Source organism: Streptomyces sp. NPDC102259, from assembly GCF_044766465.1.
Taxonomy (GTDB): domain Bacteria; phylum Actinomycetota; class Actinomycetes; order Streptomycetales; family Streptomycetaceae; genus Streptomyces.
Genome location: NZ_JBIWMA010000018.1, coordinates 95,267 through 113,901, shown reverse-complemented (window position 1 = coordinate 113,901; position 18,635 = coordinate 95,267). Strand labels below are relative to the sequence as shown.

The 18,635-nt window shown below is 71.2% G+C and carries 16 protein-coding genes; 8 read left to right on the top strand and 8 right to left on the bottom strand.

Going from position 1 to position 18,635, the window contains the following annotated elements; translation table 11 throughout:
• Window positions 1-3: 3 nt before the first annotated feature.
• Genes hisB through hisD form a run of 3 tightly spaced genes read right to left on the bottom strand, consistent with a single transcriptional unit; the run spans window position 4 to window position 3,064 of the window.
• A complete protein-coding gene (gene hisB, locus ACIRPU_RS32560) occupies window positions 4-606 on the bottom strand; it encodes an imidazoleglycerol-phosphate dehydratase HisB (RefSeq protein WP_355707123.1) in 603 nt (200 codons plus the stop codon).
• Window positions 603-1,742: a histidinol-phosphate transaminase gene (locus ACIRPU_RS32555; protein ID WP_403873786.1), complete on the bottom strand. Its 1,140-nt coding sequence runs from the start codon at window positions 1,740-1,742 to the stop codon at window positions 603-605. Before ACIRPU_RS32555 ends, hisB begins: the two co-directional genes overlap by 4 nt.
• Window positions 1,739-3,064, bottom strand: coding sequence for a histidinol dehydrogenase (gene hisD, locus ACIRPU_RS32550; protein ID WP_355707121.1), 1,326 nt, complete (start codon window positions 3,062-3,064; stop codon window positions 1,739-1,741). Before hisD ends, ACIRPU_RS32555 begins: the two co-directional genes overlap by 4 nt.
• Before the next feature lie 167 nt (window positions 3,065-3,231).
• Between hisD and ACIRPU_RS32545 the strand changes: the two genes are divergently transcribed.
• The 4 genes from ACIRPU_RS32545 to ybaK all read left to right on the top strand — a co-directional run bounded on the left by ACIRPU_RS32545 (window position 3,232) and on the right by ybaK (window position 7,259).
• The gene (locus ACIRPU_RS32545; protein WP_403873783.1) at window positions 3,232-4,821 is read left to right on the top strand and encodes an oxidoreductase; all 1,590 of its coding nucleotides are present in this window, start codon (window positions 3,232-3,234) and stop codon (window positions 4,819-4,821) included.
• A gap of 127 nt (window positions 4,822-4,948) precedes the next feature.
• Window positions 4,949-5,995, top strand: coding sequence for a hypothetical protein (locus ACIRPU_RS32540; RefSeq protein ID WP_403873780.1), 1,047 nt, complete (start codon window positions 4,949-4,951; stop codon window positions 5,993-5,995).
• An 11-nt stretch (window positions 5,996-6,006) separates the two neighbouring features.
• Window positions 6,007-6,747, top strand: a complete 741-nt coding sequence (locus ACIRPU_RS32535; protein ID WP_403873777.1) for an LON peptidase substrate-binding domain-containing protein — start codon at window positions 6,007-6,009, stop codon at window positions 6,745-6,747.
• Window positions 6,748-6,755: 8 nt separating this feature from the next.
• Complete coding sequence (gene ybaK, locus ACIRPU_RS32530) at window positions 6,756-7,259, top strand: Cys-tRNA(Pro) deacylase (protein ID WP_403873774.1); 504 nt, start codon at window positions 6,756-6,758, stop codon at window positions 7,257-7,259.
• A 131-nt stretch (window positions 7,260-7,390) separates the two neighbouring features.
• Here ybaK and ACIRPU_RS32525 read toward each other — a convergent pair whose 3' ends face one another.
• The 4 genes from ACIRPU_RS32525 to ACIRPU_RS32510 form a co-directional block, all read right to left on the bottom strand.
• On the bottom strand, window positions 7,391-8,080 hold the full coding sequence (locus ACIRPU_RS32525; RefSeq protein ID WP_403873771.1) for a DUF2567 domain-containing protein: 690 nt from the start codon (window positions 8,078-8,080) through the stop codon (window positions 7,391-7,393).
• A 34-nt stretch (window positions 8,081-8,114) separates the two neighbouring features.
• Complete coding sequence (locus ACIRPU_RS32520; RefSeq protein ID WP_403873768.1) at window positions 8,115-8,948, bottom strand: ABC transporter permease; 834 nt, start codon at window positions 8,946-8,948, stop codon at window positions 8,115-8,117.
• Window positions 8,949-9,042: 94 nt separating this feature from the next.
• Window positions 9,043-10,017 (bottom strand): ABC transporter ATP-binding protein, encoded by a 975-nt coding sequence (locus ACIRPU_RS32515; protein ID WP_403873765.1) that lies wholly within the window; start codon window positions 10,015-10,017, stop codon window positions 9,043-9,045.
• Window positions 10,018-10,124: 107 nt separating this feature from the next.
• A complete protein-coding gene (locus ACIRPU_RS32510; protein ID WP_403873762.1) occupies window positions 10,125-11,348 on the bottom strand; it encodes an NYN domain-containing protein in 1,224 nt (407 codons plus the stop codon).
• 223 nt (window positions 11,349-11,571) lie between these two features.
• On the opposite strand from ACIRPU_RS32510, the gene ACIRPU_RS32505 reads away from it, so the two are divergent.
• The gene (locus tag ACIRPU_RS32505) at window positions 11,572-11,736 is read left to right on the top strand and encodes a hypothetical protein (RefSeq protein WP_020129908.1); all 165 of its coding nucleotides are present in this window, start codon (window positions 11,572-11,574) and stop codon (window positions 11,734-11,736) included.
• Window positions 11,737-11,828: 92 nt separating this feature from the next.
• Here the strand turns inward: ACIRPU_RS32505 and dnaE are convergent, their stop codons facing one another.
• The gene (gene dnaE / locus ACIRPU_RS32500) at window positions 11,829-15,368 is read right to left on the bottom strand and encodes a DNA polymerase III subunit alpha (protein WP_355707113.1); all 3,540 of its coding nucleotides are present in this window, start codon (window positions 15,366-15,368) and stop codon (window positions 11,829-11,831) included.
• Window positions 15,369-15,582: 214 nt separating this feature from the next.
• On the opposite strand from dnaE, the gene ACIRPU_RS32495 reads away from it, so the two are divergent.
• From ACIRPU_RS32495 to ACIRPU_RS32485, 3 genes are all read left to right on the top strand, one after another.
• Complete coding sequence (locus ACIRPU_RS32495; protein WP_403873758.1) at window positions 15,583-16,908, top strand: DUF2252 domain-containing protein; 1,326 nt, start codon at window positions 15,583-15,585, stop codon at window positions 16,906-16,908.
• Window positions 16,909-16,975: 67 nt separating this feature from the next.
• Window positions 16,976-17,668, top strand: a complete 693-nt coding sequence (locus ACIRPU_RS32490) for a hypothetical protein (RefSeq protein ID WP_403873755.1) — start codon at window positions 16,976-16,978, stop codon at window positions 17,666-17,668.
• A 110-nt stretch (window positions 17,669-17,778) separates the two neighbouring features.
• Window positions 17,779-18,591, top strand: coding sequence for a thioredoxin domain-containing protein (locus tag ACIRPU_RS32485; protein ID WP_403873752.1), 813 nt, complete (start codon window positions 17,779-17,781; stop codon window positions 18,589-18,591).
• The last annotated feature ends 44 nt before the right edge of the window (window positions 18,592-18,635 follow it).

Here is an 18,635-nt window from a genome sequence, read left to right as displayed (position 1 = left end):
GCTCTACAGGGCGCCCTTCGTGGAGGGGAGGATGCCCACCGCGCGCGGGTCGCGCTCGGCGGCGTAGCGCAGGGCCCGGGCCAGCGCCTTGAACTGGCACTCCACGATGTGGTGCGCGTTGCGCCCGTAGGGCACGTGCACGTGCAGCGCGATCTGTGCCTGGGCGACGAAGGACTCCAGGATGTGGCGGGTCATCGTGGTGTCGTACTCGCCGATCATCGGCGCCATCTTCTCGGGCTCGGTGTGCACGAGGTAGGGCCGGCCGGAGAGGTCGACGGTGACCTGGGCGAGGGACTCGTCCAGCGGGACCGTGCAGTTGCCGAAGCGGTAGATGCCCACCTTGTCGCCGAGGGCCTGCTTGAAGGCGGCGCCGAGCGCGAGGGCGGTGTCCTCGATGGTGTGGTGGGAGTCGATGTGCAGGTCGCCGTCGGTCTTCACGGTCAGGTCGAACAGACCGTGCCGGCCGAGCTGGTCCAGCATGTGGTCGTAGAAGCCGACGCCGGTCGACACATCGACCTTGCCGGTGCCGTCGAGGTTGATCTCGACGAGGACCGACGTCTCCTTCGTCGTGCGCTCGATTCTTCCGATACGGCCTTCGCGAGTCATGCGCTCTGCTCCTTCGGGGGCGTGGGGGTGTCCCCCACCAAGCCCATCACTTCACGGACCGCGTCGAGGAACGCGTCGTTCTCTTCGGGGGTTCCGGCGGTGACGCGCAGCCAGCCGGGGACGCCGTTGTCCCGGACCAGGACGCCCCGGTCGAGGATCTGCCGCCAGACCTTGTGGGCGTCGGCGAACCGCCCGAACTGCACGAAGTTGGCGTCGGACGCCGTGACCTCGTAGCCGATCGCGAGCAGCTCGCTCACCAGCCGGTCCCGCTCCGACTTGAGCTGCTCGACGTACTTCAGCAGCGTGTCGGTGTGCTCCAGGGCGGCCAGCGCGGTCGCCTGGGTGACGGCCGACAGGTGGTAGGGCAGCCGGACTAGCTGGACGGCGTCCACGACCGCCGGGTGCGCGGCGAGGTAGCCGAGGCGCAGGCCGGCCGCGCCGAAGGCCTTCGACATGGTGCGCGAGACGACGAGATTCGGCCGACCTTCGAGCAGCGGCAGCAGGGAGTCGCCGTGGCTGAACTCGACGTACGCCTCGTCCACGACCACCATCGACGGCTTGGCGGCCTGCGCGGCCTCGTACAGCGCGAGGACCGTCTCGGCCGGGACCGCGGTGCCGGTGGGGTTGTTGGGGGTGGTGATGAAGACGACGTCGGGCCGGTGCGCGGTGACGGCCTGCTCGGCCGCCGCCAGGTCGATGGTGAAGTCCTCGCTCCGCGGGCCCGAGATCCATCCGGTCCCGGTGCCGCGCGCGATGAGCCCGTGCATCGAGTACGACGGCTCGAAGCCGATCGCCGTACGGCCCGGTCCGCCGAAGGTCTGGAGCAGCTGCTGGATGACCTCGTTGGAGCCGTTGGCGGCCCACACGTTCGCCGGGCCGACCGCGTACCCGGAGGTGTCGGTCAGGTACTCGGCGAGCCGCGTGCGCAGCTCGACGGCGTCCCGGTCCGGGTAGCGGTTGAGGTTCCGGGCGGCCTCGCGCACCCGCTCCGTGATCCGCTCGATGATCGGCTCGGGCAGCGGGTAGGGGTTCTCGTTGGTGTTCAGCCGTACGGGGACGTCCAACTGGGGCGCGCCATAGGGGGACTTGCCGCGCAGCTCGTCCCGTACGGGGAGATCGTCGATTCCGAAGCTCACTTGCTCGTCGGTACCTTCCAGTCGAACCGCGCCTTGATCGCCGCGCCGTGCGCGGGCAGGTCCTCCGCCTCCGCCAGCGTCACCACGTGATGCGCGACCTCGGCCAGCGCGTCCCGCGTGTAGTCGACGATGTGGATGCCCCGCAGGAACGACTGCACGGACAGCCCGGAGGAGTGGCAGGCGCAGCCGCCCGTCGGCAGCACGTGGTTGGACCCGGCCGCGTAGTCGCCCAGGGACACCGGCGCCCAGGGGCCGACGAAGATCGCGCCCGCGTTCCTCACCCGGTCGGCCACGGCGGCGGCGTCGGCCGTCTGGATCTCCAGGTGTTCGGCGCCGTACGCGTCGACCACCCGCAGGCCCTCGTCGACGCCGTCGACCAGCACGATCGCCGACTGCCGGCCGGCGAGCGCCGGGACGATCCGGTCCTCGACGTGCCTGGTGGCCGCGACCTGCGGTTCCAGTTCCTTGGCGACCGCGTCCGCCAGCTCGACGGAGTCGGTGACCAGGACGGCGGCCGCCAGCGGATCGTGCTCGGCCTGGCTGATCAGGTCGGCGGCGACGTGGACGGGGTCGGCCGTCGAGTCCGCGAGGACGGCGATCTCGGTCGGTCCCGCCTCGGCGTCGATCCCGATCTTGCCGGCGAAGTAGCGCTTGGCGGCGGCGACCCAGATGTTGCCGGGGCCGGTGACCATGACGGCGGGCGCGCAGGACTCGGTACCGTACGCGAACATCGCGACGGCGGTCGCGCCCCCGGCCGCGTACACCTCGTCGACGCCGAGCAGGGCGCACGCGGCGAGGATCGTCGGGTGCGGAAGGCCGTCGAACTCGGCCTGCGCCGGGGAGGCGAGCGCGATCGACTCCACGCCGGCCTCCTGGGCCGGTACGACGTTCATGACCACGGAGGACGGGTAGACCGACCGGCCGCCGGGCGCGTACAGCCCGACCCGCTCGACCGGCACCCACTTCTCGGTCACGGACCCGCCGGGCACGACCTGCGTCGTGTGCGTCGTACGGCGCTGCTCGCGGTGGACGAGACGGGCGCGGCGGATGGACTCCTCCAGGGCCGCGCGGACCGCCGGGTCGAGCCGCTCCAGCGCCTCGGCGATGGCCGACGCCGGCACGCGTACGGATTCCAGCCGCACCCCGTCGAACTTCTCCGCGAAGTCGATCAGCGCCGCGTCGCCCCGATGATGCACGGCCTCGCAGATCGGACGCACCTTCTCGAGGGCGGCCGAGACGTCGAAGTCGGCTCGGGGCAGCAGGTCGCGCAGGGCGGGTCCCTCGGGGAGGGCGTCGCCGCGCAGATCGATTCGGGAGATCACGCCGTCAATTCTCTCAGACCGGGATCGGGCGTCGGTCGCGCGTATCAATGGCTGATACAGAACCTGGCCGGAACCCGGAAGATCACCTTCAGCATTAGCGTTCGGGGGTCGCTCGCCGGGCATGAACAGCCGTGCGAAACCTGTGAGTAACGAAGAGGGTGAATGGAGTGACCGAGGGGGCGGGCATCCGTACGGGCGACGACGCGGGAGATCTGCCGGACGACCTGACCGCCGCCGAGGCCGGCATGTGGCAGGCCTTCCGCAACGGCAGCGTGTACGACCTGAGCAGCGGCGACACGGTCGTCGACGACCCGCACGGCGGGCATCCGTGGGGGGAGTCGCGGACCGTGCGGGCGCGGATCGTCGCCTGGCTGCTGCTGGCCGGGCCGCCCGCCCTGGCCGGCCGGGTCGCCTCGCTGAAGCTGGTGGGCGTGCAGATCAGCGGCACCCTGGACCTCGCGGGCGGCACGGTGGTGCCGTACCTGGAGATGAAGCGCTGCCGGTTCGAGCGGGAGGTGCTGCTGCCGGAGGCGCGGTTCACCACCCTGCGGATGGTGGACTGCTCGGTGCCGCGTCTGGAGGCGGCCCGGGTGCACACCGAGGGCGATCTGCACCTGCCCCGCTGCCGCTTCCACAACGGCGTCCGGCTCACCGACGCGCACATCGGCACGGACCTGCTGCTCAACCAGGCGATCGTCTACCGCGACCGCAGCGGCCGCTCGATCGCCGCCGACGGCATGACGGTCGGCCAGGACCTCCAGGCCGAGCTGCTCGAATCGCACGGCGAGCTGAGCCTGCGCAGCGCCAAGATCGGCGTGTCGCTGAGCCTGCGCGGGGCGCGGCTGGCCAACCCGTACACGCGGCTCGCGCTGAACGCCCCCCAGCTGACGGTGGAGCGCTCGCTGTACCTGACCCCGGCCGGCGTCGGCGGCCAGGCGCTGAGCGGCACGACGCCCGCGCGCGGGACCCGCATCCAGCGCTTCGAGTGCCGGGGCGGGGTGCGTCTGGACGACGGGCGGTTCGGGGACGCCGTGGATCTGGAGCGCGCCCGGTTCGTGTTCACGGAGGACCAGGAGCTGTCGCTGCGCCGGGTGCAGACGCCCGAGCTGCGCTTCCTCGGGGAGCGGCCGCCGCGCGGCAAGGTGGTGCTGTCGGGCGCCCGGGTGATCAACCTGGTCGACCGGGCGAGCGCGTGGCCGGGCCCCGGCAGTGTGCACATGGGCGGCTTCGCGTACGAGAACCTGGTGCCGCAGGGTCCGTTCCCGCTGGCCGAGCGGCTGCGCTGGGTGGCGGCGGCGACCGCGGAGTACGCCCCGGAACCGTACGAACGGCTGGCCGCCGTGCTGCGGACCGGCGGGGAGGACGAGGACGCCCGCGAGGTGCTGCTGGCCAAGCAGCGCCGGCGCCGCGAGACCCTGCCGCCGGCCGCGAAGCTCTGGGGCTACGTCCAGGACTGGACGGTCGCCTACGGGTACCGTCCGGGCCGCGCGGCGGTGTGGATGGCGGTGCTGTGGGCGGCGAGTTCGCTGGCCTTCGCGCACGCCGCGCATCCGCCCGTCCACCGGGACGGGCACCCGCCCTGGAATCCCGCCCTCTTCGCCCTCGACCTGCTGCTGCCGGTCATCGACCTCGGGCAGGTCGGCGAGTGGCAGCTGCGCGGCGGCTGGCAGTGGTTGTCGTCGGCGCTGATCCTGCTGGGCTGGATCCTGGCGACGACGGTGGCGGCGGGGGCCACGCGCCTGCTGCGCCGGGGGTGACGGGCGGGGCGCCGGGCTCACCGACAGCCACCGGACAGTTACCTTTTACCGCCCCTTGACCGTACGGTGTACAACTTTCGTGAAGGTCTCCGAACCCTCTGGCGCAATGTGAACCTGCGGCTTTTCAATGGTCGGCACCATGGCTCTGCTGCCCCCGTTCATCCGCGCCTCCCGGACATCCCGGACGGCACGGAACGCCGCCGCCCCCCACAGCGCCGCCGGGCTCCCCGCCGACGACGAGGTGCTCCTCGACGTGCCCGACGACCGACTGGGTCCCGCACTGGTCGCCGCCGGCCTGGGCGCCTACGCACCCGCCGCCCAGCTCATGGCCCGGACCCGGGAACGGGCCGAGTGGGAGTACCGCGACCGCTACGCGACCCGGCTGGCGTCCTTCGCGCACTCCCGGTCGGAGTGGTTCGAGGAGTGGTGCGCCGCCGCCCCGCGCGACCCGGACGTGCTGCTCGTCGCCGCCCAGCTCGCGGTGTACCGGGCCTGGCGCTCACCGGCCCGGGCCGAGCTGCTGCGCGAGGTGAGCCCGCTGATCACGGCCGCCGCGCAGAGCGACGTCCGCGACCCGGTGCCGTGGCGGATCGCCCTGGACCACGCGCGCGGCACCCGTGCCGGGCACAAGTACTTCGGCGAACTGTGGTCGGCAGCCGTGCGGCGCGCCCCGCACCACTACGGCTGCCATGTCGCCGCCAAGCGCTATCTGGCCGAGTCGTGGCACGGCTCCCACCGGGAGTGCTTCGACTTCGCCGACCGGGCCGCGCAGGACGCGCCGGCCGGCTCCCTCGTCCAGGCGCTGCCGACGCGGGCGGCCTTCGCCTACCTGACCGACGGCTGCGGGCCCGAGGTGCCGCGCGAGCGACTGGACGCGGCGGCCGACCGCGCCATCGCGCTCTCCGCCCGTTTCCCGTCCGTCGACCCGTGGCCGGCCGAGATCCGCAACGTGCTGACGTACGTCCTGGTCCGCCTGGACCGCCGCGACGACGCCCTCGCGCAGCTGCGCCTGATCGGCCCGTACGCCACGTCCTTCCCCTGGGGCCGACTGTCGGACGACCCGCTCGGCCACTTCCTGGCCGTGCGCGAGGAAGTGCGCTCCGGACCGTCCGAGCGGCCCCCCTGGCATCCAGGGATCGGGCACGGCGAACGAGCTCACCCCACGGACCACTAGGCTTCAGCGTCGTGACCACCGTCCGTCTGCCGCTCTTCCCGCTGAACTCGGCGTTGTTCCCGGGGCTCGTGCTCCCGCTCAACGTGTTCGAGGAGCGCTATCGCGCCATGATGCGCGACCTGTTGAAGACCCCCGAGGACGAATCGCGCCGGTTCGCCGTCGTGGCCATCCGTGACGGCCATGAGGTGGCCCCCAGCTCCCCCGGCCTGCCCGACCAGACCGCGCTGCCCGAGCGCGGCCCCACGGCCGGCTTCGGCGACGTCCCGCTCAAGGCGTTCCACGACGTCGGCTGCGTGGCCGACGCGGCGACGATCCGCGAGCGCGCCGACGGCACCTTCGAGGTGCTGGCGACGGGCACGACCCGCGTGAAGCTGCTGTCGGTGGACGCATCGGGCCCGTTCCTGACCGCCGAGCTCCAGGAACTGCCCGAGGACCCGGGCGACGAGGCCGGCGCCCTCGCGGAAGGCGTGCTGCGCGCCTTCCGCCAGTACCAGAAGCGCCTGGCGGGCGCCCGCGAACGCTCACTGACCACCGGCGCGGATCTCCCGGACGACCCGTCGGTGGTGTCGTACCTGGTGGCGGCGGCGATGATGCTGGACACCCCGACCAAGCAGCGCCTGCTCCAGGCCCCCGACACGGCCTCCCGCCTGCGGGACGAGCTGAAGCTGCTGCGCGCGGAGACGGCGATCATCCGCAGCCTTCCCTCGCTGCCCGCGTCGGAGCTGACGCGCGGCCCGACGAGTCTCAACTGAAGGCCCGCATGGCGAAGAAACCGAAGAAGCAGCAGCAGTCCGCGGGCACGCCCGCGACGGTGGCGCTGACGGCGGCGGGCGTGGACTTCACGGTCCACGCCTACGACCACGACCCGAGCCACCCGTCCTACGGCGAGGAGGCGGCCGAGGCGATGGGCGTCTCCCCCGACCGGGTCTTCAAGACCCTGGTCGCGGACGTGGACGGCGCCCTGACGGTGGCCGTGGTCCCGGTGGCCGGCTCCCTGGACCTGAAGGCCCTGGCGTCGGCGGTGGGCGGGAAGCGGGCGGCGATGGCCGACCCCACCCTCGCGGAACGCACCACGGGCTACGTCCGAGGCGGCATCTCCCCCCTGGGCCAGCGCAAGAAGCTCCCCACGGTCCTGGACGCCTCGGCGACGACCCACCCCACGATCTGCGTCTCGGCGGGCCGCAGAGGCCTGGAGGTGGAACTCGCCCCCATGGACCTGGCCAAGCTCACCGAAGCGGTACAAGCCCCCATCGCCCGCCCCTAGCCGACCCGTCCGGCGCTTGAGGACGAGGCCGTCCAGGCCGAAAACGGGGGTCCGGGAGCAGCGCCCCCAGGGACGGGAAGGGAAGGGAAGGGAAGGCAAGGGAAGGGGCGGCGGGGGCGAGAAAAAGGCCCCTAGCCCATCGGCGCCCCGTACCCGTCCTTCGGCACACCCAGCTGCGCCTGATACGGATCGGGATCCCGGGGCCCGAACAACGCCGTGAGCCCCAGATGCACCAGCGCCGCGGCGAACGGCCAGGCCAGCAACGCCCCCTTGGCCCCGAGCTTCAGCGGAGCCGAGAACGTGACCCCCTTGCCCGCCGACTGCGCGTGCGCGATCACATCGGACTCGGGCCCCAGCCACACCCCCAGCCGCCACGCCAGCAACGACCCGAGGAACCCCCCGACGGCGAGGGCGATGACCAGCGGCACTCCGCCACGCCGCCGCCACAGGAACACGGCCGCGGCGCTCACGGCCCCGCACGCCAGGGCCAGCAGCGTGAACGTCCCGTCCACGCCGATCGCCTGCTCCCCCTCGGTGTCCTTGAAGTAGACGACCCAGTTGTCGTCCACCAGATCACCGACGAGCGGCACCTTCGGCGCCAGCCACACCCACAGCAGCCCGAGCAGCGCCCCGGCGAGCGCGACCGCCACCGTGATGACGGCGGCCTCCCGCAGTTCGGTCTTCATGCCGGGCCCGTCCTGTCCGTACGCGACGTCATGGGGCGCGGTGGCCACCCCCGCGTACCCGCCGGGCGACGGCGGCCAGGCCGTGTGCGGAGAGGGTTCGTGCGGCGGCGGAGGCGGAGTCAGCGGTGCGGTCACCCTGACATCGTGCCAGGCGCGCCTGTGCCGCGCGTCACCGGACGGCGGCTCGGCGGTACGCCCAGGTGGCGACGGCCAGCGAAACGACGCCGACACCTGCGCACACGGCGAGGTCGCCGAGGACGAACGCCCAGTCGGGACTGGCCCGGAAGGTCCGGGCGAACGCCTCGACCCCGTATGTCGACGGCAGCAGATCGCGGGCGAACCGCACCGCCTCCGGCATCCGGTCCGGCGGCAGCACACCCAGGAGCAGCGCCGCCGACATGCCCAGCTGCCCCAGCACGGTGGCCAGCTCCGGCCGCGGCGCCAGCAGCCCGAAGGCCGCGCCGAGTCCGGAGAGCGCGGCGCCGGCCAGCGGGATCACGGCCGCGAGCACCCACAGATGGGTGAAGGGCAGCCCGAACAGCACGCATCCGAAGACCGAGGTCACCAGGGTCCCCGGCACGGTGAAGGACGCGTACGCCCCCGCCGCCCCGAGCACCACGGCTGCCGGCGGCACCGGCAGGGTCGCGTAGTGGTCCAGCCCGCCGCTCGCCCGCAGCTGTCCGAAGTACTGCGCCAGCAGGTTCAGCGCGACGAACGCGACGACGAGGACCGAGGAGCCCGCCACCACGGCCTCCGCCTCGCGGCCCCCGTCCACCACGCCCCGCATCATGATCAGGATGCCGACCGACTGAAAGGTCGCCACGAACAGCAGCGGGATGCGCGCCACCCGGGCCCGGGACAGCTGCGCCCGGTACACGGCCGCCAGCGACGGCCACAGCCGCGCGCGGGGGGCCAGCTCGGCGGCGGCGGCGCGGGGCACGGCCGGTGTGACGGCCCGTGCGTTTCCCGGCCCCGGCAGAACCTCGGCGGGTACGACACTCACGTGACGTTGCTCCTCTTCCCTACGGTTCCCCTACCGTCCCATACGGGCCCCGAGACTCGCGCGCTCACCTCGGCGCCCCGTGGTCTCGGCGCCGTCATGCCCGCACCAGCCCCTGCCGTGCCGCTCCGCCCAGCGCCAGATAGACGTCCTCCAGGCTCGGTGTGGCCAGCGTGAAGTCGTCCAGGGCGGCGAAGGCGGCTCCGCCGGTGACGGTGGCGACGACCGCGCGGGCCTCGTCGGGCGCCAGCCGCAGCGTCCAGCGGCGGCCGGATTCCATGGCCCGCTCGCGCAGCGCGGCGACCTCGGGCACGTCCAGCGGCGCCCGCTCCCGCCACACGAGTTCGACCCGCACCTCGTCGGCGACCTGTTCCTTGAGCCCCGTGGGGGTGTCGCAGGCGATGACCCGGCCCTGGTCGAGGACGGCGACCCGGTCGAGGACGGTCTCCGCCTCGATGACGTTGTGGGTGACGAGCAGCACGGTCGTCCCGCGCTCGGCCCGCCGCCGGTCCACGGAGGCCCACACGGCGCGCCGTGCCACCGGGTCCATTCCGGTGGTCGGTTCGTCCAGCACGAGCAGGGGCCGCTCCCCCACCAGCACGGATGCGAAGCAGGCCAGCCGCCGCTGTCCGCCGGACAGCTTGCGCAGCGGCCGTCCGGCGATCGGCGTGAGACCCAGCTCGTCGAGGACGGCGTCCCGCTCCCGGCGCGCCGCGCGCACGTCGAGGCCGCGCAGCCGTCCGGTGGTCTCGGCGGCCAGCGAGACGGTGAGTTCGTCGAGGGCGGTGGACTCCTGCCCGAGGTAGGCGAGGATCCGCGCGGCCCGCTCGGGGTGGCGCACGATGTCGTGCCCGAGGATCTCCACGCTGCCCGTGTCGGGCCGCATCAGCCCGGTCATCTGCCGTACGAGGGTGGTCTTCCCGGCGCCGTTCGGGCCGAGCAGCCCGAAGATCTCACCGCGCCGGATGTCCAGGCGTACGTCGTCGGTGGCCCGGACCTCGGGTGTCGCGGGAGTGCCGCGCCGGCCGCGGACGGCCCGATAGGTCTTGGTCAGCCCGCGCACGGCACACACGACCTCGTCCCTGTGCCGAATGGGCGGTGCCGCGCGCGTACTCACAAGGAACGAGACTACGGGGTCGCGGACCGCCGTTCGCCGTCGGGGCGTCCCGGGCGGTCGGTTCAGTCAGCGGCCGGAGCGTGCTCGGCGGCCGTCCGAACGTCGATCTCGCGCCAGAATCCCGCCCGGATGGCGTACCGGTCGTGTTCGTCGATCTGGTCGTCCTTGTGGGCGAGCAGTCCGAAGCGGGCCGCGTATCTCAGCAGCTCGCCGTCGATGCGGTGCGGGATCCGCGGGTACATGCCCGACAGCTTCTGGAGCTGGCCCTGCTCGCCGAGGCGGCCCATCCAGCGGCGCGCGAAGACCTGTCCCACCTCGTACGGGTCGCCGCCGACGGTGGTGATGTCCTCCTCGCGGTCGGCCCACCGCTGCTCGGCCGTGGTGAGCTGCGCGAGCGTCGGCATCGCGGCGACCTCGGAGGGCTCGGCGGCGATCCCGGGGCGGTCGACCCAGCCCTTGTCGGAGGACCAGCGCAGGGTCGCGGTGGTCGGGTGCTGGACGGCCTGGGCGCCGGGTGCGCGCAGGGCGGCCAGGTCCTTGGGGGTCGGCACGCCGCCCTTCGGGGCGGGAACGCGCTCCTCGGCGCCGTTCTCGGAGGGGCCGACGCCGGAGGGGTGCTCGGTCTCCTCGGGGGTCCGCTCGGCGGCGCGGGCGAGGCCGGAGTCGGGCAGCGGCGCGGAGAGGATCGCGGCGATCTCGGGCCGGGGCACGGGCGGCGGCGCGCAGCTCCCGCCGAGCTCCTTCGCGCGCACGGCCTTGGTGATCCAGGTGCGGTCCAGGACGCGCCGTTCGTCGGCCTCGGCGACCAGGTCCTCGGACTGGTTGTAGTCGCCGTCGGCGGCCTGGACGGCCCACAGGTGGACGGCGACGCCGTGCTCCTTGGCGGCCATCATGCCGGGCAGCAGATCGCCGTCGCCGGTGACGAGGACGACGTCGGAGCAGGCGCGGTTGCGGGCCAGCTCGGTCAGCTCGGCGTGCATGGCGGCGTCGACGCCCTTCTGCGCCCAGCGGCCGTCGCTGCGGGTCAGCGCGCCCAGCCGGACGGTCACCCGAGGCATCACGCGCAGTCTGCGGTGTTCGGGCTGGGGAACGCGGTCCGGAGCGCCGTCGAACCAGTAGATGCGCAGCAGCGGCCGCTCGGTCTCGGACTCGGCCTGTTCGCGCAGGCCCTGGACGAGGGCGGAGTGGTCGACGGTGATCCTCGATCGCGAGGGCTCTCCGGCGAGGAGGCTGGCGGCGGCCCCCAGCAGATACCCGGCGTCCACCAGGACGATGCAACGGTCCACACGACTCACCCTCTTTCCGGGAGGTTTGCTTCGGGCTTTCTTCGAGTCTGCCCGACCACGCGGAGGTTAACGGCCGGAACTCGATCTTCGGCGTGGCGTTTCGGGGGCTTGCGCTCCGACAACCCCTGTTACAGACGGTAATTATCCGAAATGCGTTGTAAGTCAGCCTATGTGAGTCTGGTCCCGTCGATGGCCCTCAGATCCTCCCAGGAGGCAGATCACCATGGCCAAGAACAAGAAGCAGGAACGTAAACAGCCGCAGTCCGAGCGCGGCCAGCAGGCGGCCCAGCAATCCTCGATGGAGTCGCAGGCCGAGCAGCGCATCGCTCAGGTGACGCCCGCCGATGTCGCCCGCAAGGGCCGGCAGAAGCGATTCGGCCACAACTGACATCCAGGCGACGGGCCGTTGCGGCTCGGACGCACCGAGGGGCGCATCCGGTACCGGATGCGCCCCTCGTACGTTCGTCTCGCGTCCGCGCCTCAGCCGGCCAGGCAGGACGGGCCGAGCAGCACCTTCAGATCGCCGAACAGCGCGGGATCGGGCTTGACCCGGTGCCGGTCCAGCCGCAGCACGGTCGTCTTGGTCGGGCCCTGGAGCCTGATCCGGACCTCGCTGTCACCCCGGTGGTGGGTGAGGATCTCCCCGAGGCGGTTGATCATCGGCGGGGTGACCCGGGTGGCCGGGATGGTGAGGATCACGGGGGCGTTGGTGCCCGCGTTCGACAGGTCGGGGACCTGGAGCTCCATGGCGACGAGCCGCGGCACGTCCTCCCGCTTGTCGAGGCGGCCCTTGACGAAGACGACGGCGTCCTCGACGAGTTGGGTCGAGACGAGCTGGTAGGTCGCCGGGAAGAACATGCACTCGATGGAGCCCGCGAGGTCCTCGACGGTGGCGATCGCCCAGGCGTTGCCCTGCTTGGTCATCTTCCGCTGGAGACCGGAGATGATGCCGCCGATGGTGACGACCGCGCCGTCCGCGTGCTCGCCTCCGGTGAGCTGGGCGATGCCCGCGTCGGCCTTGTCGGACAGCACGTGCTCCAGGCCGAAGAGCGGGTGGTCGGAGACGTACAGACCGAGCATCTCCCGCTCCTGGGCGAGCAGATACGTCTTCTCCCACTCGTCGGTCGTGAACTCGACGTCGAGTCCGAAGCCGGGCTCGCTCGTCTCCTCCTCGCCCATGCCGCCGAAGAGGTCGAACTGGCCCTCGGCCTCCTTGCGCTTGACCGCGACCACGTTGTCGATCATCGGCTCGAAGTGCGCGGTGAGGCCCTTGCGGGTGTGCCCCAGGGTGTCGAACGCGCCCGCCTTGATCAGCGACTCCGTGGTGCGCTTGTTGCACGCGACCGCCTCGACCTTGTCGAGGTAGTCGGGGAAGGAGCCGTACTTGCCCTTGGCCTTGCGGCTCCTGATGATCGACTCCACCACGTTGGTGCCGACGTTGCGCACCGCTTCGAGGCCGAAGAGGATCACGTCGTCGCCCTGCGCGGCGAAGTTGTGCACCGACTCGTTGACGTTCGGCGGGAGCACCTTGATGCCCATGCGCCGGCACTCGTTGAGATAGACGGCCGACTTGTCCTTGTCGTCCTTGACCGACGTGAGCAGTCCGGCCATGTACTCGGCGGGGTGGTTCGCCTTCAGGTAGGCGGTCCAGTACGAGACCAGGCCGTACGCGGCGGAGTGCGCCTTGTTGAAGGCGTAGCCGGCGAAGGGGACCAGCACGTCCCACAGGGCCTTGATCGCCTCGTCGCTGTAGCCGTTCTTCTTGGCGCCGGCCTGGAAGATGGTGAAGTTCTTCGCCAGCTCGTCGGGCTTCTTCTTACCCATCACGCGGCGCAGGATGTCGGCCTCGCCGAGCGAGTACCCGGCGATGATCTGGGCGGCCTTCTGCACCTGCTCCTGGTAGACGATCAGGCCGTAGGTGACGGCCAGGACCTCCTGGAGGGGCTCCTCCAGCTCCTTGTGGATCGGGGTGATCTCCTGGAGCTTGTTCTTGCGGAGCGCGTAGTTGGTGTGCGAGTCCATGCCCATCGGGCCCGGACGGTAGAGCGCGGAGACGGCGGAGATGTCTTCGAAGTTGTCGGGCTTCATCAGGCGCAGCAGCGAGCGCATGGGGCCGCCGTCGAACTGGAAGACGCCGAGCGTCTCACCGCGCTGGAGCAGTTCGAAGGTCTTGGGATCGTCGAGCGGCAGGGCCAGCAGGTCGAGGTCGATGCCCTTGTTGGACTTCACCATCTTGACGGCGTCGTCCATGATCGTCAGGTTGCGCAGGCCGAGGAAGTCCATCTTCAGCAGGCCGAGCGACTCGCACTGCGGGTAGTCCCACTGCGTGATGGTCACGCCGTCCGTGTGCCGCACCCAGATGGGGGCGTGGTCGACGATCGGCTCGCTGGACATGATCACGCCGGCCGCGTGCACGCCCATCTGCCGGACCAGGCCCTCGACGCCCTTGGCCGTGTCGATGACCTTCTTGACGTCCGGCTCGTTCTCGTACATCGCGCGGATCTCGCCCGCCTCGCTGTACCGCGGGTGCGAGGGGTCGGTGATGCCGTTGAGGTCGATGCCCTTGCCCAGGACGTCGGCGGGCATGGCCTTGGTGAGCCGGTCGCCCATCGCGTACGGGTAGCCCAGCACCCGCGCGGAGTCCTTGATGGCGTTCTTCGCCTTGATCTTGCCGTAGGTGCCGATCATGGCGACCTTGTCGGCGCCGTACTTCTCCGTCACGTACCGGATCACCTCGACGCGCCTGCGCTCGTCGAAGTCGATGTCGACGTCGGGCATGGAGACGCGCTCGGGGTTGAGGAACCGCTCGAAGATCAGGCCGTGCGGGATGGGGTCGAGGTCGGTGATGCCCATCGCGTAGGCGACGATCGAGCCGGCCGCGGAGCCTCGGCCGGGGCCGACCGCGATGCCCTGGTTCTTGGCCCACATGATGAAGTCGGCCACGACGAGGAAGTAGCCCGGGAACCCCATCTGGATGATGACGTCCATCTCGTACTCGACCTGCTTCTGCCGGTCGTCGGGGACGCCGCCCGGGAAGCGGCGGTCCATGCCCCGCCGGACCTCCTCCTTGAACCAGGTGATCTCGGTGAAGCCGTCGGGGATGTCGAACTTCGGCATGAGGTTCTTCGCCTCGAACATGCCGGTGGTGTCGATCTGCTCGGCCACCAGGAGGGTGTTGGCACAGCCCTCCTGCCAGGCGTCCGAGGAGTCGATGGCGTACATCTCGTCCGTGGACTTCAGGTAGTAGCCGGTGCCGTCGAAGCGGAAGCGGTCCGGGTCGGAGAGGTTCTTGCCGGTCTGGATGCACAGCAGCGCGTCGTGCGCGGTCGCCTCGTGCGCGTACGTGTAGTGCGAGTCGTTGGTGACCAGCGGCGGGATGCCGAGCTTCTTGCCGATCTCCAGGAGGCCGGCGCGGACCCGGCTCTCGATCTCGATGCCGTGGTCCATCAGCTCCAGGAAGTACCGGTCCTTGCCGAAGATGTCCTGGTACTCGGAGGCCGCCTTCAGCGCCTCGTCGAACTGGCCGAGGCGCAGTCGGGTCTGGAGCTCGCCGGAGGGGCAGCCGGTGGAGGCGATCAGCCCCTCGGACCACTGGGAGATCGTCTCCTTGTCCATCCGGGGCCACTTCTGGAGCCAGCCCTCGGCGTACGCGTCCGAGGAGAGCCGGAAGAGGTTGTGCAGGCCCGTCGCGTTGGCCGCCCAGATCGTCTTGTGGGTGTAGCCACCGGAACCGGAGACGTCGTCGCGCTTCTGGTGCGGCTGGCCCCACTGGATCTTGCGCTTGTTGCGCCGCGACTCGGGGGCGACATACGCCTCGATCCCGATGATCGGGGTGACTCCGGCCTTCTTCGCGGTGTGGAAGAAGTCGTACGCCCCGTGCAGGTTGCCGTGGTCGGACATGGCGATATGGGTCATGCCCATCTCGTTGCACGCGTCGAACATGTCCTTCAGCCGCGCGGCACCGTCCAGCAGCGAGTACTGGGTGTGGACGTGCAGGTGCGTGAACGGCGGCTTTGACACGGCTGCGGCCTCCAAGGGAAACGAGCGTCGACAGGTGTCCCACGGGTTGGGGACGGTCCGGGGGACAGCGTCGAAGTCTATGCCTCGACACTGACACCCGAGCCGCATCCCCGCGTACCTTCACAGCGAGGGTCGCGGGCACTTTCGCGTGACCCGGCCCGTTGAAGACGACAGAAACGCTGTCGTACATGCATGCACCAGGAGGCACCCAGCGATGTCGGTCCCGCAGCTCAACGACGAGCACCGCGGCGAGGAGATCCTCGCCGTCTTCGACACCGCGTTCGGCGAGCTCCTGGCCGCCGACCCGGCCGCGTTCCGAGTGAAGTTCCGGAAGATGGCGGCCTCGGCGTTCGCGTTCTACCGGGGCACGGCGGGCCTCTTCTACCACGATGTCGACGCCGAGAAGCGGGGCGGCCCGTTCCTGGACGAGCGCACCTCGCGCGTGTGGATCCACGGCGACCTGCACGCGGAGAACTTCGGCACGTACATGGACGCGACAGGCCGGCTGATCTTCAACGTCAACGACTTCGACGAGGCGTACGTCGGCCCCTTCACCTGGGACCTGAAGCGCTTCTCCGCCTCCATCGCCCTCATCGGGTACGCGAAGGCGCTCGGCGACGAGCAGATCAGCGAGCTGGTGGAGGTGTACGCGGGCGCGTACCGGGAGCGGATCCACGCGCTGGCCACCGGCGCCAAGAGCGACGAGGTGCCGCCCTTCACCCTGGACACCGCGCAGGGCCCGCTGCTCGACGCGCTGCGCGACGCCCGGTCGCTGACCCGCTTCGGGCTGCTGGACTCGATGACGGAGATCCGTGACTTCGAGCGCCGCTTCGCGGCGGGCGGCGGCGCCATCGAGCTGGACGCGGCCACCCGCTACAAGGTGCTCGCGGCCTTCGACGGCTATCTGGAGACGCTGCCGGAGACCTCCCTGACCCGCCCCGACTCCTACCGCGTGAAGGACGTCGTCGGCCGCCGGGGCATCGGCATCGGCTCGGCCGGTCTGCCGTCGTACAACATCCTCCTCGAGGGCCACAGCGACGCCCTGGAGAACGACGTCGTGATCTACATCAAGCAGGCCCAGACGCCGGCCGTCTCCCGGCACATCACGGACCCGGCGATCCGCGACTACTTCCAGCACGAGGGCCACCGCACGGTGATCTCCCAGCGCGCCCTCCAGCAGCACGCCGACCCGTGGCTGGGCTGGACCGAGCTCGGCGGCGCCGGCCAGCTGGTCGCCGAGGTCTCGCCGTACGCGGTCGACCTGGACTGGGGCGACATCGACGACCCGGAGGAGATCGCGGGCGTCGTCGCCGACCTGGGCCGGGCCACGGCCACGATGCACGCGGCGGCGGACGACACCTCCGGCGAGTCCCTGGTGCCCTTCTCCACCGAGCGGGCCATCGACGCGGCGATCGCGGCCGACGAGGACGGCTTCGCGCCCCTCATGGTCGACTTCGCGCACATGTACGGCGCCCGCGCGCGTGCCGACCACCAGATCTTCGTCGACCTGTTCCGCAACGGCCGGATTCCAGGTCTCTAACGGTCGCCTCCTCACAGGGACCCTTTAGGGGTCTCCTACAGGAGCACGTGACACACTCTCCTCCGCTATGGACATATCCGGGACCCGCCTCAGAGCCGTACGCGCGGCGCTGTTCACGGCATGCGTCGTGACACTCAGCACCGCGTCGCACGTGCTGCTGTCCCGGGCCCCGCTGCCGCTCAACACGGTGGCCGCCGTCGCGGCCGCCGTGTTCGCCCTGGCGTACGTCCTCGCCGGCCGCGAGCGCGGCTTCGGGCGGATCGCCGCCCTGCTGATCCCGCTGGAACTGGCGGCCGACACCGTCTTCACCACCGGCCAGCACGTCTGCTACGGCCGTGCGGGCGGCCCGGTCGCCGGCCCGCTGGCCTCGGTCGGCTGGGATGTGCTGTGCGGCGACGGCACACCCGTCGGCACCCCGCTGGCCCAGGTCACCGGTACCGACACCGACCAGCTGGGCGGGCTCCTCGCCCACCCCGACCCTGCCGCCGCGTGGCTGCTGCTCGGCGCGCACCTGTGTGTCGGCCTGATCGCGGCCGCCTGGCTGCGCCGGGGCGAGCGGGCGCTGGCCCAGCTGCTGCGGGCGGCGGGCGCGACCACCTTCCGGCCGCTGCTGCTGGCCGTCGCCGCCGGGACCGTACGACGCGCCCCGGTGGCCCGCCGCCTGCCGCGGCCCACCCGCCGCTCGACCACCGTCCGTGAGCGGATTCTCGTGCACTCCCTGGGACGGCGTGGACCGCCGTGCTCGCTCGCCGCGGTCTGAACAGACCCTCGACGTCTGCGCAGGCCCGGTCACCCGAGCACCACCTCGGTCTTTCAGTCCCCACACGAACTTCCGCGTACGACGAGTGCGCGTCCCCTTTGGAGAACACCATGAGCAAGCGGAACAGCGCGCAGGCGAAGACGGCGGCCCGGGAGCGGCTGCGCATCGAGCGTGAGCGCGAGGCCAAGCGGTCCAAGGTCAGGCGGCAGATCATCGTCGCCTGCTCGGTCGTCGCCGTGCTCGCCGCGGCGGGCGGCATAGGTTACGCCGTCGTCCAGGCGAACAAGCCCGGCTACTGGGAGGACGCGGCGAAGGCCAAGCTGGTCGCGCCGGCCAACACCAGCGGCAAGAACGGCACGACGGTCGTCATGGGCAAGGCGAGCGCCAAGAAGACGCTCGTGATGTACGAGGACCCGCGCTGCCCGATCTGCGCCTCGTTCGAGCAGACCGTCGGCGCGACGGTGAAGAGCGACTTCGACGCCGGCAAGTTCAAGCTCCAGTACGTCGGCGCGACCTTCCTCGACCGCAGCCTGACCGGCGAGGGCTCCAAGAACGCGCTCAGCGCCCTGGGCGCCGCGCTCAACGTCAGCTCCGAGGCGTTCCTGGAGTACAAGACGGCGCTGTACTCGGCGAAGTACCACCCCGAGGAGACCGACGACAAGTTCAAGGACGACTCCTACCTGATCAAGGTGGCGGACACGGTCTCGGCCCTGAAGGGCAACGCCAAGTTCCAGGCCGCGGTGAAGAACGGCACCTACGACCGGTGGGCGCTGGAGATGTCCAAGACGTTCGACAAGAGCGGCGTCTCGGGCACCCCGACGCTGAAGATGGACGGCAAGACGCTGACCGGCTCCGACGGGCAGAACGCCCCGATGACGGTCGCCGACTTCACCACGGCGATCGACGCGGCGCTCAAGGGCTGACCGGCTTCTGATCCGACACTCCGAGGAAGAGCGGGCGAACTTTT